Below are 16,142 nucleotides of genomic sequence, written 5' to 3' on the forward strand. Positions count from 1 at the left end.
CATGGCTCAGGCGGCCGGGACGTCGACGCGGATCGCGAGCAGGCGCGCCTCCGTCGCGGCTTTGCGGGCCTCGTCGTGGAAGTCCGGCGCGGCGCACGCGTACAGGGTGCGGCCGTCGGACCCGCCCAGGCCGCAGGCGTAGACCGGGGTGCCGGGACGGATCTCGTCGGTGATCGTGCCGCCCTCGGTCACCCGGATCAGGCGGCTGCCGGTCGCGTCGGCGATCCACAGCGCGCCCTCGGCATCGAGACAGGCACCGTCTCCGGCGACGGTCAGCGTGGGCAGCGTCTTCTCCAGTGAGCGGTCGGTGGGCAGCGGCCCGAACTCGGCCCACACCCGGCGGTTGGTGAGCCGGCCGTCGGCGGTGAGGTCGAAGGCGCTGACCCGGTCACCGAAGGTCTCCACGACCAGCAGGACCCCGTCGGCGGTGATCGCGCTGCCGTTGGGGAACCACAGGTCGTCGGCGACCTCGGTGACGGTGCCGTCCGGGTCGACCCGGTGCAGCGAGGTCGGCTCGATCGGGGCGCCGGCCATCAGGTCGAAACCGAAGTTGCCCACGTACGCGCGGCCCCGGGCGTCCACGCACATGTCGTTGGCGAGGCCCTCTGCGTACGGGGAAAGGTCGGCATGGGTGACCAGCGTGCCGTCCTGCTCGCGGCGCAGCACCCGGCGCTCGGTCATGGCGACGATCAACAGCCGTCCGTCGGGCAGCCAGCCCAGCCCGGACGGCTGTCCCGGCACCTCGGCCTCCACGCGCAGGTCCGAGCCGTCCTCGGCGGCCGACGAGACGCGGTAGCCGTAGAAGTCGGAGAACCAGATCCGGCCGTCGTGCCAGCGGGGCGCCTCCAGGAAGTGGGCGTCCGAGACCACGGTGGTGGGTGAGTCACTCATGCTGTGCTCCTTCGCTGGGGTCCACGACAATCCTCCGCCGGCGGGGGCGCTCATTCCACCAGGGCCGAATACACCAGCTGACTCAACTGCTGGCGCAGGGGGTAGGTGCTCGACGGCATGAGCTGCGTGAAGAACATCGCGGTCACCCGATCCACCGGGTCCACCCAGAAGGAGGTGCTCGCGATCCCGCCCCAGAAGAACTCGCCGGCGTTGTTCGAGGAGCGGCCGGGCACCGTGTCCCGGGTGACGGCGAAGCCCAGACCGAAGCCCACCCCGGCCAGCGACGTCTCGGCGAAACCGCCGGTCGACAGGGCGGCGAGGTCCTGACCGCCGGGCAGGTGGTTGCGGGTCATCAGCCGTACGGTGCGGCTGCCGAGGACCCGCCGGCCGTCGAGCTCACCGCCGTTCAGCAGCATCTGGGTGAAGCGGTGGTAGTCGGCGGCGGTACAGATCAGCCCGTGACCACCGGCGCGCAGGGCGGGCGGTCGCAGAGCCTGCCGGCCCATCTCCTCGGCCGGCACCGGCCGGCCGGTGCCGGGGTCGGCGGTGTAGAGCACGGCGAGCCGGGCGGCGTCGGCCTCCGGCACCTGGCGTCGCGCCTCGGTCATGGCCAGCGGGGCGAAGACCCGTTCGCGCAGGACGGTGTCGAAGTCCTGCCCGGCCACCACTTCGACGAGCCGGGCCAGCACGTCGGTGGCGACGGAGTAGCCCCAGGCGGTGCCCGGCTGGAACAGCAACGGCAGAGCGGCGTACCGGTCGACTGTCGTGGCGAGATCCAGGTCCGGGTCCGCCAGGTCGAAACCGGCCTCACGGTACAGCCGGTCGACCACCGAGGTGTGCAGGAAACCGTAGGTCAGCCCGGCGGTGTGGCTCAGCAGATGCCAGATCCGGATGGGCTCCACGGCGGGCACCGTGTACGGCTTGAGCGCGGAACCCCTGTCGTACACCCGCATGTCGGCGAAGGCGGGCAACCACCGGCTGATCTCGTCGGTCAGCTGGAACCGGCCCTCCTCCCACAGGGACATCGCCGCGACCGACGTGATCGGCTTGGTCATCGAGAAGATGCGCCACAGCGTGTCGTCCTCGACCGGCGTGCCGGCCGCCAGGTCCCGGTGCCCGTGGACGCTGCTGTGGGCGATCCGGCCGTGCCGGGTCACGACGATCTGCCAGCCGGGGAGCAGGCCGTCGTCGACGTACCGGCGGAAATGGCGGTCGATCCTTCGCAGGCGGTCGGGGTCGAAACCTGCGGTGCTCATGTGCTCACCTGCTCACCGCGCCGGCGAGGGCGGGAACGGCGGGTCCGGGCGGCACACCGTGCCCGGTGCGGGTGGTCTCGCGGTCAGCAGGTAGTGGCTCACGTGCGCATCCACACAGGCATTGCGCTGCAGGTGGAAGGCAACGTGTCCCCAGCCCGCGTAGGACAGCAGCCGCGAGTTCGGCAGCAGCCGGGCGGCACCGACGGCGCCGGCGTAGGGGGTGGCCGGGTCGAAGTAGTTGCCGACGATCAGCACGGGCGCGGCTGTCGGGGTGGTCCATGGCCCGTGGTAGCTGTCCTGGCCGGCGCTGGTGGGCCAGGAGCGGCACTGGCTCCACACCCAGGTGTAGATGCGGCCGAAGTAGCCGTACCGCCGCTCGGCGCGGTCCGCGGCGTTCTGCCAGGTGCGGAAGGAGCGGGGGTTGACCGTGTCCGAGCAGGCCACGCCCGGCTTGCCCTCCACCTCGTTCAGATACATCTCCTGCTTCCGGCCCTTCTCCCCCGCCGGGCTCTGCTGGCCCGCCGGGCTCTTGTCCGGCGTTGAGCCGGCAGTTGCCCGTGGGACCGTCGACGACAGCTGTCGCTCCACATTCGACAGCAAGGATCCCAGGCCGGGCCAGCTCGCCGCGTTGAACATCGCTCCCAGCGCGGTGCCGATCAGATCGTTGTAGCTCAAGGTCCTCGGCCGCCCGGTGGAAGCATCGACCATCGTCACCGGGCCCGCCCTGAGCTTGCCGGCCAGCCGGGCGAAACGGGCGCTCGACCGCCCGGAGAAGGCGCAGGCAGCGCCGGCCGCGTCACAGACCCGGAAGAACTCGTCCAGAGTCCGGCCCGCGCCGTCGGCGGCGGCCATCCGGGACGCGGTCGGTGTGGTCCGGGCCGCGCCGCCGGGGCCCTGGGTGGCCACCACCGGGTCGATCACGCCGTCGATCACCAGGGCGCGGAAGCGGGCCGGGAACAGGTTGGCGTAGGTCTGCCCGAGCAGTGAACCGTAGGAATATCCGAGGTAGGTGAGCCTCCTGTCGCTCAGGTGAACCCGAAGCCGGTCGAGGTCCCGGGCGACGTCCGCGCTGGACATGTGGTCGAGGATCGCGCCGCCGTGCCCGGCGCACGCGGCTGACAGTTTGTCGTCGGCCTGCCGCCAGGCGCGCTCCTCGGCCGGCGTCTCCGGATAGAGGAACGGCGCCCGATCGGCCCGGGCCTGCGCGGCGGTGTCATAGCACCGCAGCGCGGTGCTGCCGGCCAGACCGCGCGAGTCGAAGCCGACGATGTCGAAGCGGGCCCGCAGCTCGGCCGGCAGGTCCCGGAAGGTGGCCTGGACGAAGGCGACCCCGGAGAGACCGGGTCCACCGGGGTTGACCACCAGGGAACCGATCCGCCGGGCCGGATCGGTGGCGCGCATCCGGGTCAGCGCGATGCTGATCTGCTCACCGCGCGGCCTGTCGTAGTCCAGCGGCACGGGGACGGTGGCGCATTCGAAGCCGGCCGCGCACGGCGTCCAGCGGACCGCGCCCGGACCGGCGAAGGCGGGCGCGGCCAGACCGGCGAGCGCGGCAGGCGCGGGCGCAGCGGGCGCAGCGGGCGCAGCGGCCAGGATCAGGGCACCGAGGGCACTGCCGACCACTATCTGACGGATCATGACTGGGCCGGCTCGGCCAGGGTCTTATCCGCCACGGCGGGCGCACCGTCAGCCGGCGCCTTCTCCCGCCGGATAGCCAGGGCCAGCACGGGCACCAACGCGAGACCCACACACGCTGCCCCGGCGATCACGTAGTACGGGGCGAACAGACTGCCGGTGGCGTCCTCGATGCGGCCGTACACGAAGGGTCCGACGAAGCCGCCGGTGATGCCCAGCGTGTTGATGAACGCCAGGCCCGCCGCCGCCAGCAGCCCCGACATCCGCGACATGGCGACGGACCAGAACAGCGGCAGGGTGCCGAGGGCGAAGAAGCTGGACAGGAAGATCAGCGCGACCCGCCAGACCGCGTTGGTGGACAGCAGGAAGCCGGTCATGATGAGCAATGTGGCGCTCGCGCAGATGCCGATCAGCAGCACCTCGTGGCCGTACCGGCGCTTGAGCCAGGGGAAGAGCAGCACGCCCGCCAGGCCCGCGATGCCACCGCTGCCGGCCACGACTCCGATCAGGAACGGGCTCTCCAGCCCGAGTGCCTGCAGCACGGCCGGGAAGTTGAAGCCCACGCCGGAGCTGATCGCCTGGTTGACGAAGTAGATCGCGGCGAGCACGAGGATCACCGGGCGGCCGAAGGCCAGCCGCAGGTTGCCGCGCACCCGGGTCGCCGAGGGTGCGTCGTTGCCGACGGCCCGCTCGGACAGCACGGCCGCCTCCTGCGGCGTGAGCCACTTCGCGTCTCCCGGCCGGTCGGGCAGGGTGAACCAGACCAGTCCGCCGACCAGGATGGTGACGAGCCCTTCGACCAGGAACATCCACTGCCAGCCGTGCAGGCCGCCGGCGCCGTCCAGTTCCATGAGGGCGCCGCCCATCGGCGAGCCGATGAAGATGGCGATGCAGGGTGCGGTGTAGATCAGGCCCACCATCGTGACGCGGTGCTTCTGGGAGAACCAGAGCGTCACCATGTACATCAGCGCCGGGAAGAGGCCCGCCTCGGCCGCGCCGAGCAGCAGGCGGAGCACGTAGAACGACGCCTCGTTCTGCACGACCATCATGGCGGCGGAGACCGCGCCCCAGCTGATCGCGATCCGGGTGATCCACACCCGCGGACCGACCCGGTACAGCACCAGATTGCTCGGCACCTCGAGCAACGCGTAGCTGACGAAGAACAGACCGGCGCCGAGTCCGTAGGCGGCCGCGCTGATCCCGATGTCGGCCTCCAGCGCCGTCTTCGCGAGGGCGACGTTGGTCCGGTCGACGTAGGACATGAAGTAGGCGATACCGATGATCGGCAGCAGCCGGACCATCGCTTTCCTGGTGGCCGGCTCGTGCAGTGCGGCCCTGGCGTCCATCATGCGATGCCTCCGCGTAAGCTCGCTGATCAGGCATACTACTGAGTATTACGTTATGACCATCGATGTATTGTGTCAACGGTCACAGTCGCGACCGGACCGGATAGGCTGGCCGCGGACCTGGAGGTGCCCCCTTGAGCGCGACCCCGGAAGTGGCCGCCGACGTCCGCGCGAAGATCCTCGACGCGGCGGCCGAGGCGTTCATGCGCAACGGCTTCGCCGGCACCACGATCGACGACATCGCCCGTGTCGTGCGGGCCACCAAGGGCCTGATCTACTACCACTTCCGGTCGAAGTTCGACATCTTCCTGGCGGTCTACGGCGAGGGCATGCGCCGGGTCCGGGAACGCGTCGAGCCGCACACCGCCGGGCCCGGAACGGCCCGTGACCGGCTCGTGGCCATGTCGATCGCCCACCTGCTCAACCTGATGGAGGCCCTGGCCTACCACCACGTCGTCCACCAGGCCGTACGCGGTGAGGTGTCGGCGGCCCTGAAGGCGCGCCAGATCGAGGCCCTCAAGGACCTGAACCGGCTCCGCAGCGACTACGAGCGGATGTTCCACGCCGCCGTGGTCGCGGGGATCGCGGACGGCTCACTGCGGCCGGTGGACCCGGGCCTGGCCGCCCGGACCCTGCTGAGCAACCTCAACGCGGTCGACATGTGGTACCGCCGGATCGACGGCCAGAGCGCCGACGAGGTGCACGACCTCGCCGTCCGGATCGTCGACCTGCTGATCGGCGGGCTCGCCGCCTGAGGCCGGCCGCGCTCAGTCCAGAATCCTCGCCAGACCGGCCAGATCGACCCTCACCTGATCGCCGTCGGGCACCTGCGACGTGGCCCGGAAGAGCTGCTCGTAGAACCGCATGCCCTTGACATCCACGGCGGGCCGAACGTTGTCCACGGTGAAGTCGCCACCCAGAACGAACGGTACGACGGGGAACAGCCTCTCACCGGGCTCGAGCGGCCGGTGCCGCGTCTGCCACTCGTGCGCCAGGGGATGGCCGGTCATCACCTCGAAGTCGCCGAGCAACCGGGTCGCCCACTCCTCGATCGTCGCCGCGAGCGGCTCCACCTCGCCGGACGAAGCCGTTCTTCCGCTCGAACAGCGGTGCCAACAGTGGCGGTAGTCGCTCGGCCGCGGAGCCGACAGCCCCGGCGGACAGGCTCGGGGATCCGGCTGAGATCAGCTTCTCCAGCCTCTGCCCCGCGTCACTCCATCCCGATCATGTCCCGCGACGCCCCTGAAGACGGAGCCAAGTCCCGCATCAGGCGGACCTGAGACCGTCGGCCGCCGGCCGCCGGCCGTTCCACGATACGGCCAGAGGATCAGGGACTATTCAGACCATGAGCGGCTCACTGTTCGCGACCAGCGATCTGCACGTGTCGTACGCCGAGAACCGGGCGGTGGTCGATCGCCTGCGCCCGGAGTCGGACGACGACTGGCTCATCGTGGCCGGCGACGTGGGTGACCTGTTCGGCGACATCGAACGCACCCTGCGCCTGCTGAGGGAGAGGTTCAGCACAGTCATCTGGGCCCCGGGAAACCATGAGCTCTGGACGCTCCCCAGCGATCCGGTCACGCTGCGCGGCGAGGAACGGTATCGCGCGCTGGTGCGGATGTGCCGCGACAACGGCGTGCTCACCCCTGAGGACGACTACGCGGTCTGGCCGGGTGCGGACGGGCCGGTCCTGGTGGTGCCGCTGTTCCTGCTCTACGACTACTCGTTCCGGGTGCCGGGCGTGACGTCCAAGGAAGAGTCGTTGAAGCTGGCGTACGAGGCCGGGGTCGTGTGCACCGACGAGGTGCTGCTGCATCCGGACCCGTACCCGGACCGGGAGTCGTGGTGCTGGGCCCGGCTGGGCGAGACCCGCAGCCGGCTCGACGCCACGGATCCCGCGCTGCGCACCGTACTGGTCAGCCACTGGCCGCTGGTCCGGCAGCCGACCGACGTGCTGTGGTATCCGCAGTTCGCGCAGTGGTGCGGCACGGACCGCACCGCCGACTGGCACCTGCGGTACCGGGCCGCCGCGGCCGTCTACGGCCACCTGCACATACCCCGCACGACGCACTACGACGGCGTGCGGTTCGAGGAGGTCTCGCTGGGCTATCCGCGCGAGTGGCAACGGCGGAGCAGCGACCCGGCCCCGATGCGCCGGATCATGGGGGCGCGATGACCGAGATTCTGCTGCCGAGGTCGGTGGTGGCGGTGGAGGCGTTCACCGACGTCCCCGGCGAGCCACCGTTCCCCGGCGAGGACGATCTCATCGCCCGGGCGGTGCCGACGCTGCGCAGTGAGTTCATCACGGCCCGGCGCTGTGCCCGGGAGGCACTCGGCCGCCTCGGCCACCCACCGGCGCCGCTCCGGCCCGGTCCGCGCTGCGAGCCGCAGTGGCCGCCCGGCGTCGCCGGCAGCATCACCCACTGCACCGGCTACCGCGCTGCCGTCGTCGCCCGCACGGGTGACCTGGCCGCCGTCGGCATCGACGCCGAACCCCACGGTCCCCTGCCGCCGGACGTGGACGCGTCGGTGACCGTCGCCGAGGAGCGGGAGATGCTGGGCCGGCTCGCCCGTACCGCCCCGTCGATCCACTGGGACCGGCTGTTGTTCAGCGCCAAAGAGGCGATTTACAAGGCCTGGTATCCGCTGACTCACCGGTGGCTGGGCTTCGAGGACGCCCGGCTGTCCATCGACCCGGCCGCGCGGGCGTTCACCGGCCACGTCCTGGTCGACGGCACCCGCCGGGACGGCGGCCCGGCTCTGACTGAGGTGCGCGGTCGCCATCTGGTCGCCGCCGGGCTCGTGCTGACGGCTGTGACCGTCACCGGTACGGCGTAGGTTCAGCGCATGCGCCTGCTGGCTGGTACGGCCCTGTCCCCCGCGACGGCCGACGACACGATCCGGGTCGGTACGGTCACACTCTCGCCGGAGCGGCTGCTCGCCTGTGCGAACGCGGTGGCCGACGACATCCGTGGTGAGCCGGTCGTGGCGGTGCACGCCACCGCGAGCGCCGAGACCGTGGTGGCGGTCGTCGGGGCGATGCTCGCCGGGGCCGCGGTCGTCCCGGTGCCACCGGACTCCGGGCCGCGGGAACGGACGCACATCCTGCGCGACTCCGGGGCGACGCTGCTGCTCGCCGCCGGCCCGGACCCGGCCGCCGGGATCCGCGTCCGTCAGGTTGACCTGAACCGGAGCTCGGACAACCGGCACCCGGAGCCGAAGCCGGAGCAGGCCGCCCTGATCATGTACACGAGCGGCACCACCGGCCCGCCGAAGGGTGCGGTGCACTCGCACCGGGCGCTCGAAGCCGGCATCGACGCCATGGCCGACGCCTGGGACTGGCATCCCGACGATCTTCTGCACGGCCTGCCCCTGTTCCACGTGCACGGCTCGTCCTCGGCGTGCTCGGCGCGCTGCGGGTCGGCTGCCGCCTGCACCACACCGGACGGCCCGACCCCGAGGCGTACGCGGCCGCGGCCGGCACGATCTACTTCGGCGTACCCACCGTCTGGTCCCGGGTGTGCGCCCAGCCGGCCGTGGCCGGGCGCCTGCGCTCCGCCCGCCTGCTGGTCTCCGGCAGCGCCGCCCTGCCGACCCCGCTGTTCGCGCGCATGCAGGACCTGACCGGCCACCGCCCGGTCGAGCGCTACGGCATGACCGAGACGCTGATCACCCTGAGCAACCGCGCCGACGACCCGGCGCGCGAGGCCGGCCTGGTCGGCACGCCCGTCGCCGGGGTCGAGGCCCGGGTGGTCGGCGAGGACGGGTCCACGCTGCCGGCCGACGGCGAGTCCATCGGCGAGCTGTGGGTGCGCGGCCCCATGCTCTTCGACGGCTACCTGGGCCGGCCCGAGGTCACCGCGCAGTCGCTGGACGCCGACGGCTGGTTCCGGACCGGCGACATCGCCCGCACGACGCCGGGCGGCGCGTACCGCATCGTCGGCCGCCGGTCCACCGACATGATCAAGAGTGGCGGTTACCGGATCGGCGCCGGCGAGGTCGAGGACGCCCTGCTCGCCCATCCGGCGGTCCGCGAGGCGGCGGTGCTCGGCACCCCGGACGACGACCTCGGCCAGCAGGTCACCGCGTTCGTGGTGGCCGAGGCGGTGACCGCCGGGGAGCTCGTCGACTTCGTGGCCCGCACGCTGTCGGCCCACAAGCGACCGCGGCAGGTCAGGTTCGTCGAGGCGCTGCCCCGCAATGCGATGGGTAAGGTCCAGAAACACCTGCTGAAGTCTTGAAAGGGCCGCGATGACCCGCACCGACGACGACGTCACCCTCGACGCGGCGGTGGACCCGCTGGTCCTCGCCCTGGACATCGGGTCCACCGCCACCCGGGGCGGCGTGCACGACGCGTCGGGCCGGCGGGTCCACGGCCTGCAGCACAAGGTGCCGCACGCCTTCACGGTCGCGCCGGACGGCACCTCGGTCATCGATCCCGACCAGGTGACCGCGGAGGTCGAGCAGGTGCTCGCCGCGGTGACCGGCGACCCGCGGCTGGGGACGCGCATCGCCGGTGTCGCGATGGACACCTTCGCCGCCTCGCTGATCGCGGTCGACGCCGCCGGGCGCGCGCTCACCCCGTGCCTGACCTACGCCGACTCCCGCAGCTCCGGCGAGGTCGCCGCGCTGCGCCGGGAGCTCGACGAGCACGCCGTGCAGCAGCGCACCGGCACCCGCCTGCACACCAGCTATCACGCCCCGCGCCTGCGCTGGCTGGCGGCCACGCAGCCGCGGATCGTCGCTGAGGCCGCCGCCTGGTGGTCCCTGGGTGAGTATGTCTGGGCCCGGCTGATCGGGCAGCCGCTCGCCGGGACGTCCACGGTGGCGTGGACCGGCCTGCTCGACCGGCGCACCGGTGAGCTCGACGCCGAGCTGCTCGCCGCCGCGGGCATCGTCCCCGGCCAGCTGTGCCCGCCGCGGGACATGACCCAGCCGGCATCTCCGGCCGCCCCGGGGCGCTGGCCGGCCCTCGCCCGGGCCGTGTGGTTCCCGGTCATCACCGACGGCTTCGCCAGCAACGTCGGAGCCGGGGCGACCGACGCCACGGTGCTCACCGCGGCGACCGCCACCAGCGGTGCCCTGCGGGTGCTGCTCGACGGCCCGGCCGATCCCCTGCCGTTCGGCTTGTGGAACTACCGGGTCGACGCGGGCCGCACGCTGCTCGGCGGGGCGATCAACGACGTCGGTCGCGCCGTCAGCTGGGCCGAGAGCACGTTGCGCCTCAGTCCGGCGCTCGGGGCCGTCCTGACCGCGCCGCCCAGCGACGCCACGCCGCTCGTGCTGCCGTATCTCACCGGTGAACGAGCGCCCGGCTGGGTCGGCGGGGCCCGCGCGGTGCTGACCGGGGTGTCGGCGGCCTCGGATGCCGACACCATGTTCCGCGGGATCGTCGAGGGCGTGGCCATGACCTACGCCCGCGTCGTCGACGAGCTGAATCCGGCCGCCCCGGGGGTGCTGGAGGTCGCGGCGGCGGGCCGGGTCAGCAACGACCAGCCCGAGTGGCTCCAGGTCCTCGCCGACGTGCTCGGGCGACCGGTCACGCATGTGACCCGGCGCCGCGCTACGCAGCGCGGCACGGCCCTGCTGGCGCTCGACGTGCTCGCCCCGGACGTGCCGCGCGCGCCCCGGACCACCGGGGCGACGTACGAGCCCAGAGCGGCGCACGCCGAGCACTACGCGGATCGCCGCGCCCGGTTCGCCGAGGTGTACGACGCACTCGTGCGCGACTGAGGGACCCTCCTCAGGAGTCCGCGTAGCGCGTGGGCGGCAATCAGAGGAACTGGCTGCGGTAGGTCTCGGCCAGTTCCCCGGCGCGGCGGCGCTGGTCGGCGAGTTCGTCGTCCGACAGCTGCGGCGGGGGCGCGTCCCAGCCGTCGACGATGGTGCCGACCTTCGTGAAGTACTCCTCCTGGCCGGCCGGGGTGCACATGCACAGCATCCGGGCCGGTGCGCCGGAGGTGTTGCGGAAGTTGTGCGGCGCGTTGGCCGGGATGTTGACCGTGGAGCCGGCCTTCACCACGTGCTTCTCGCCGCGGAAGGTGAACTCGATCTCTCCTTCGAGGATCGTGAACATCTCCTCGAAGTCGTGCCGGTGCGGCGGCGGGCCGCCGCCGTCGGGGACGCGCATGTCGATCAGGCAGTACCGGCCGGCGGTCTGCTCGCCGGTGATCAGCATGGCGTACGTGTCGCCCACCAGGGACACGAACGTCGTGGCGGAGTCGTCAGAGCTTGCCACGGTCAGCGACCGGGCCGGATCGTCGTCGGGAATCATCGTGGGCCTCTCGTCGGTCTCAGACGGTGATGGTGATCTTGCCGCTGGGCAGGGTGCCGGCGGCGGCCCGGGCGTGCAGGGCGGGCAGGCCGGCCAGCGGGACCCGCTCGGCGACGGCGATGTGCAGCCGGCACGCGTCGACCTGGCTGACCAGCTGCGCGAGCTGATCGGGGTCGCTGCGGACGAACAGGTTGATCCCGGCCACGCCGCGCTTGTCGTCGGAGGGCGCGGGCATCCACACGGTCGTGTTCACCAGGGTGCCGCCGTCGCGGATGAGGGTGACGAGCGCGCTGAGCTGCGCGGGGTCGACCGGGGCGAGGTTGAGCGCGACGTCGACCGGCTCGGTGACCGCGGCGATGACGTCGGTGCTGGTGTGGTCGATGACCTGGTCGGCGCCGGCGGCCTCGACTTGCTCGCGGCTGCTCGGGCTCGCCGTGGCGATGACGTGGGCGCCGGCGCTCTTGGCCAGCTGGACGGCGTAGCCGCCGACCGCTCCACCGGCGCCGTTGATCAGCACGCGCTGTCCGGCGGTCAGCTCGGCGTGCTCGAACAGCGCCTGCCAGGCGGTCAGACCGACCGCCGGCAGTGCGGCGGCATCGGCCAGCGGGACGGTCGTGGGCGCCGCCGCCAGAACCTCGGCGGGTGCGATCACGTACTCGGCGGAGGCGCCGGCCTCGGTCATGGGCAGGAAGCCGATCACCTGGTCGCCGACCGCGACGTTGTCGACGCCCGCGCCGAGAGCGTCGACGGTGCCGGCCACGTCGATGCCCGGGGTGTGCGGCAGGGCGACGGGGATCGGGCCCTGCATGTTGCCGCCGCGGATGTTCGCGTCGACGCCGTTGAACGTGGTCGCGGCCACCCGCAGCCGGACCTGCCCGGCGCCCGGGACGGGCTGCTCGACGTCCTCGTACCGCAGGACGTCCGGGCCGCCGAACTCGTGGAAACGTACTGCCTTCATGGCTGATCCTCACCTTCCGCATTTGCTTCGATTTCGAAGCACTCCCTGACCATAACGGTGCTTCGAATTCGAAGCAAGAAGATGAGGTGTGACCGAGCCGACAGGACGTCTCCTGCCGACCACCCTGCGCCACGCTCCGGGCCGCACGCCAGGGCCCGCGGTGCTCACTGCTGCTCAGCAGTGCTCACGCAGGTGATGAACCGGACCGCCGATCAGGTCAGCCGGCGCAGCAGGTGCTCGACGAGCCGCTCCTTGGCCAGGCCGAGATGCCGCCGGTACGTGCCGTACGGCACGCCCAGCCGCCGGGCGGCCGCCTGGTGGGTACGCGAGGCCGAGAGGTACGTCGCGGTGAGCGCCTCGTACGCCTTCACACCCGCCGGATCGACCGGCAACGCGTCGGCCGCGGCCATGACGACAGCGCGCAGGTCCGCCACCGGATCGGGCGAACCCGGCGGCACGAGACGCGACTGCAGCAGCACGCTGGTCGCGAACTCCCGTGGTACGTGCCACGTTCGCAGCGCCTCCTCCACCGCCTCCACCAGCGCGTCCCGCGACAGGTCGTCGCCGGCGGAGGCCGCGTCGGTCCAGCCGGCCGCGGGCACGACCCCGGTCCGGGCCCGGTCCTGCACCCACTGCTCCACCGGCTGCCGCCGCCAGTCCCGGCCGAAGACGTGCTGCTCCCGCCCGCCGACGTCCGCGACCACGACCTCCTGCAAACCGGCGCTGCCGAGGTAGCCCCGGACCCGATCGGCGTCCTCGACGACCGCGAAGCTCATCGCGCGCCCGCGGGCCCTCAGGTCGGCGGCAACGGCGCGCCGTCCGATCAGATCCAGGAACGGTGAGGGCCGCTCGACCCGGCCGGACTGCACCGCGAAGCGCCGGACGCTCAGGTGCTCACCCGGCCCCAGGGGAGCGGCCTTCTCCACGAAGTCCCACAGCGCCGCGATGACCGGATCAGCCGCCCGGTCCTCGGACAACGGCGCCTCCAGCTGCAGGAACGCCACGAACGCGACGGGGGCCGGCGAACCGGCGTACCGGTAGACGCGGAAGCCCTGGGGCTGCCGGCGCGCCCAGTGCGCGACCGCCGCCGCTGCCGGCCCCGATTCCCGCGCCATCCGCAGCACGGCGGGCACGTCGGCGGGGCGCAGCGGGGCGTCCTCGACCTGCGGGTGCGGCCGCCAGTCGTACGGGTCGTCCGGTCCGCAGTCGTCGCGGAACAGGAACATCCACTCCGCCACCCGCACCAGCGCGTCGTCCTCGGCGGCGCGCCGGACCTCGTGCAGGCAGGCGATCGAGACGCGTACGCGTACCTCCTCATAGCGCTCGGGATCCCGCCAGCGCAGGTCGGCCGCCAGGGTGGAACGCACCGCGTCATGCGGATGCAGCCCTTCCGGGGTGGCCTCGACGTAGGGCAACTGGCGCAGCCACGGGAAGACCACCGCGGCGTCCTCGTCACCCAGCACCGCGCGCAGCAGCGACTCGCGCGTGACGTACGCCTGCGCGACGACCTCCAGGGCCCGCCGGTGCGCGGGGCCCGGCAGGTCGCCCACCAGGCGCTCGACCAGGGTGGTCAGGACCTCGCCGGTGGGCTCCCAGGGCGCGCCGGCGGCGAGCACGGAGGCGCCGAGCGAGAGCGCGAGCGGGCTGCCGCCGGCGAAGGCCACCAGCGCGGGCCGGCGATCAGACGGCACGCCGCGCGCCGCGAGCAGGGCGTCGGACTGCGCGGCGTCGAGCGGCCGCACGACCAGCTCGGCGAACAGCGGCGCCCAGCCGGGATCCAGCGACCATTCGACGTCCGGGGCGACCCGGCTCGCCAGCACGACAACCGCACCCCGGGCCAGCCGCGGCAGAAAGGTGTCACGCAGCCAGGCCTCCAGCGGCTGGCAGCGCTCGAAGGTGTCGATGAGGAGCACGACGCCGGGTTCCTCGCACGCCACGGCCGCCGCTTCGGCCAGCCGGCGGGGGTCCGCGTCGAGATACCGGGCGTCGATGAGCACCACCCGCCGCCCGGCCGGCTCCGCCTGCCGGCCGGCGTAGCGCAGCAGCCAGGACTTGCCGATGCCGCCGGGCCCATGGAGGTACGCGACCAGCGGGGCATCCGCCGCCCCGGACAGCATCCGGTCCAGCACCGCCCGCTCCGCGTCCCGGCCCACCAGCGCCTCGGCCCGGGCCGCGGCCAGCCGGCCTTCCAGCGGTGTCGACCCCACGCATGTCCCCTCTCGTCAGGATCATCTTCCCTCGCCGAGGTCCTCGCCCCGCTCACGAAGCCCGCGCCACCGGCCGATAGGACAGATGTGGCCTCTAGCGTGAGGGATGAGTGATGGTACGGAAGCTGGCGGTCTGCTTCGCCGTGTTCCTGAGCGTGGCACTGGTGGGCAGTGTGGGCTATTACCTCGCGGAGACCGTCGAGGCTTCCCGGGTGAAGATCCTCGACGAGTTCGGCCTGCGGCCCCGCGACGGCGCCAATGCGATCGCCGGCACGCTGGGGGCCAGCGACAGCAAGACCCGGGCGGTGGGCGTCACCGCGTTCTCCGGCACCCCGGCCCAGCTGCGCCGGGACTCCGGCAAGCTGCTGGAGCAGCTCGGCACGCCCTGGTACGCCGTCCTGGAGGCCGACGGCACCGAGCTGGCCAGCTATCCCCCGTCCCACGAGGCCGTGGCGCGGCGCCTACCGGACGGCTCGGGACTCCGCATCGCGAAGCAGACCGGACGGCTCGCCTTCGGTGAGGTCGTGACGACCCCGAGCGGCGCGAGCGTGCCCGCCTTCCAGCCCTTCGCCGCGCCCGGCGGGATCCGGGTGCTCGTGGCTCCGGTCGCGGTCGAGGAGCTCTCGGCATTGTTCTCCAGCACGCTGAACTTGCCGAGTGTCAGTTCGTACCTGATCGACGGCGCCGGGCGGGTCATCACCTCGACCGGATCGGCCCGGCCGGCCACCGAGGCGCCGGAGGCGGCCCTGCTGTCGGCGCTGCGCAAGCAGAACGAGGGCGTCGTCGGCGACACCTATTTCTCCGCGGCGCCGGTGACCGGCACGGCGTGGCGAGTGGTCATGACGACGTCGAAGTCGGCCCTGCTCGCCCCGGTCCAGTCGACCGGCCGGGTCGCCTGGCAGATCTTCGGCGCCTTCAGCCTCGCCATGATCATGATTCTGCTGATCGGGGCGGTCGCGCTGCTCAGTTCCGCGCGGCTGGCCCGGTCCCGCCTGCACGACGCGCTCACCGGGCTGCCCAACCGGGCGCTGTTCATGGAGCGGGCCGAGAACGCGGTCCTGGACTGGCGGCGCCGGCGGCAGACCGGGGCCGACGGTGCCCTGGCCGCCCTCTTCCTGGACCTCGACGGGTTCAAGCCGGTCAACGACACGTACGGGCACGCCGTCGGCGACGAACTGCTCAAGCAGGTCGCTCTGCGCCTGGTCGACGCGACCCGCCCGGACGACTACGTGGGCCGGTTCGGCGGCGACGAGTTCGTGGTGCTGTGCCGCGGCGTGCGCACCGCCGACGACGCGGGTGCCGTCGCCGACCGCATCAGCGCGTACCTGGCCGACCCGTTCGTCATCGGCGACCGCACGATCACGATCGGCGTCTCCATCGGCATCGCCACCCTCGACGACCAGCACCAGGAGGCCGCGGCCCTGCTGCACCACGCTGACCTGGCGCTCTACCGGGCCAAGGGCAACGGCCGGGGACGGGTGGAGCAGTTCACCCCCGACATGGCCGACCAGCGCCCCTGACCGCGCCCGGACAGTGACCTTGACACTTTTGGCTAACAGCAGTAGCTTTTGGATA

At 72.4% G+C, this 16,142-nt stretch carries 13 protein-coding genes and 1 pseudogene; 6 read left to right on the forward strand and 8 right to left on the reverse strand.

Annotation, left to right across the window (positions count from 1 at the left end; translation table 11 throughout):
* Nucleotides 1–6: 6 nt before the first annotated feature.
* Genes ACWEOZ_RS20555 through ACWEOZ_RS20570 form a run of 4 tightly spaced genes read right to left on the reverse strand, consistent with a single transcriptional unit; the run spans nt 7 to nt 5,131 of the window.
* Complete coding sequence (locus ACWEOZ_RS20555; RefSeq protein WP_451912272.1) at nt 7–891, reverse strand: SMP-30/gluconolactonase/LRE family protein; 885 nt, start codon at nt 889–891, stop codon at nt 7–9.
* Between the two features lie 50 nt (nt 892–941).
* The gene (locus ACWEOZ_RS20560) at nt 942–2,147 is read right to left on the reverse strand and encodes a serine hydrolase domain-containing protein (RefSeq protein ID WP_451912273.1); all 1,206 of its coding nucleotides are present in this window, start codon (nt 2,145–2,147) and stop codon (nt 942–944) included.
* A 12-nt stretch (nt 2,148–2,159) separates the two neighbouring features.
* Complete coding sequence (locus tag ACWEOZ_RS20565; RefSeq protein ID WP_451912274.1) at nt 2,160–3,785, reverse strand: alpha/beta hydrolase; 1,626 nt, start codon at nt 3,783–3,785, stop codon at nt 2,160–2,162.
* Entirely contained in the window at nt 3,782–5,131 is a 1,350-nt protein-coding gene (locus ACWEOZ_RS20570; protein WP_451912275.1) for an MFS transporter, read from the reverse strand. Before ACWEOZ_RS20570 ends, ACWEOZ_RS20565 begins: the two co-directional genes overlap by 4 nt.
* A gap of 131 nt (nt 5,132–5,262) precedes the next feature.
* Between ACWEOZ_RS20570 and ACWEOZ_RS20575 the strand changes: the two genes are divergently transcribed.
* Nucleotides 5,263–5,883 (forward strand): TetR family transcriptional regulator, encoded by a 621-nt coding sequence (locus tag ACWEOZ_RS20575; protein WP_451912276.1) that lies wholly within the window; start codon nt 5,263–5,265, stop codon nt 5,881–5,883.
* Nucleotides 5,884–5,895: 12 nt separating this feature from the next.
* Here the strand turns inward: ACWEOZ_RS20575 and ACWEOZ_RS20580 are convergent, their stop codons facing one another.
* The gene (locus ACWEOZ_RS20580) at nt 5,896–6,201 is read right to left on the reverse strand and encodes a hypothetical protein (RefSeq protein WP_451912277.1); all 306 of its coding nucleotides are present in this window, start codon (nt 6,199–6,201) and stop codon (nt 5,896–5,898) included.
* Nucleotides 6,202–6,473: 272 nt separating this feature from the next.
* Between ACWEOZ_RS20580 and ACWEOZ_RS20585 the strand changes: the two genes are divergently transcribed.
* From ACWEOZ_RS20585 to ACWEOZ_RS20600, 4 genes and pseudogenes are all read left to right on the forward strand, one after another.
* Nucleotides 6,474–7,304 (forward strand): metallophosphoesterase family protein, encoded by an 831-nt coding sequence (locus tag ACWEOZ_RS20585; protein WP_451912278.1) that lies wholly within the window; start codon nt 6,474–6,476, stop codon nt 7,302–7,304.
* On the forward strand, nt 7,301–7,966 hold the full coding sequence (locus ACWEOZ_RS20590) for a 4'-phosphopantetheinyl transferase family protein (RefSeq protein ID WP_451912279.1): 666 nt from the start codon (nt 7,301–7,303) through the stop codon (nt 7,964–7,966). The genes ACWEOZ_RS20585 and ACWEOZ_RS20590 overlap by 4 nt, the downstream gene beginning before the upstream one ends.
* A 9-nt stretch (nt 7,967–7,975) precedes the next feature.
* Nucleotides 7,976–9,369, forward strand: a pseudogene (locus tag ACWEOZ_RS20595) (acyl-CoA synthetase).
* A gap of 10 nt (nt 9,370–9,379) precedes the next feature.
* Nucleotides 9,380–10,861: a gluconokinase gene (locus ACWEOZ_RS20600; RefSeq protein ID WP_451912280.1), complete on the forward strand. Its 1,482-nt coding sequence runs from the start codon at nt 9,380–9,382 to the stop codon at nt 10,859–10,861.
* Nucleotides 10,862–10,901: 40 nt separating this feature from the next.
* Here ACWEOZ_RS20600 and ACWEOZ_RS20605 read toward each other — a convergent pair whose 3' ends face one another.
* The 3 genes from ACWEOZ_RS20605 to ACWEOZ_RS20615 form a co-directional block, all read right to left on the reverse strand.
* Nucleotides 10,902–11,402: a cupin domain-containing protein gene (locus ACWEOZ_RS20605; protein WP_451912281.1), complete on the reverse strand. Its 501-nt coding sequence runs from the start codon at nt 11,400–11,402 to the stop codon at nt 10,902–10,904.
* A gap of 19 nt (nt 11,403–11,421) precedes the next feature.
* On the reverse strand, nt 11,422–12,360 hold the full coding sequence (locus ACWEOZ_RS20610) for an NADP-dependent oxidoreductase (RefSeq protein WP_451912282.1): 939 nt from the start codon (nt 12,358–12,360) through the stop codon (nt 11,422–11,424).
* A gap of 212 nt (nt 12,361–12,572) precedes the next feature.
* Nucleotides 12,573–14,567 carry an ATP-binding protein gene (locus tag ACWEOZ_RS20615; protein ID WP_451912283.1) on the reverse strand — a complete coding sequence of 665 codons (1,995 nt, stop codon included), beginning with the start codon at nt 14,565–14,567 and terminating at the stop codon, nt 12,573–12,575.
* Between the two features lie 113 nt (nt 14,568–14,680).
* On the opposite strand from ACWEOZ_RS20615, the gene ACWEOZ_RS20620 reads away from it, so the two are divergent.
* The gene (locus ACWEOZ_RS20620; RefSeq protein ID WP_451912284.1) at nt 14,681–16,087 is read left to right on the forward strand and encodes a diguanylate cyclase domain-containing protein; all 1,407 of its coding nucleotides are present in this window, start codon (nt 14,681–14,683) and stop codon (nt 16,085–16,087) included.
* The last annotated feature ends 55 nt before the right edge of the window (nt 16,088–16,142 follow it).

The sequence above is a fragment of the Actinoplanes sp. NPDC004185 genome (assembly GCF_053603475.1).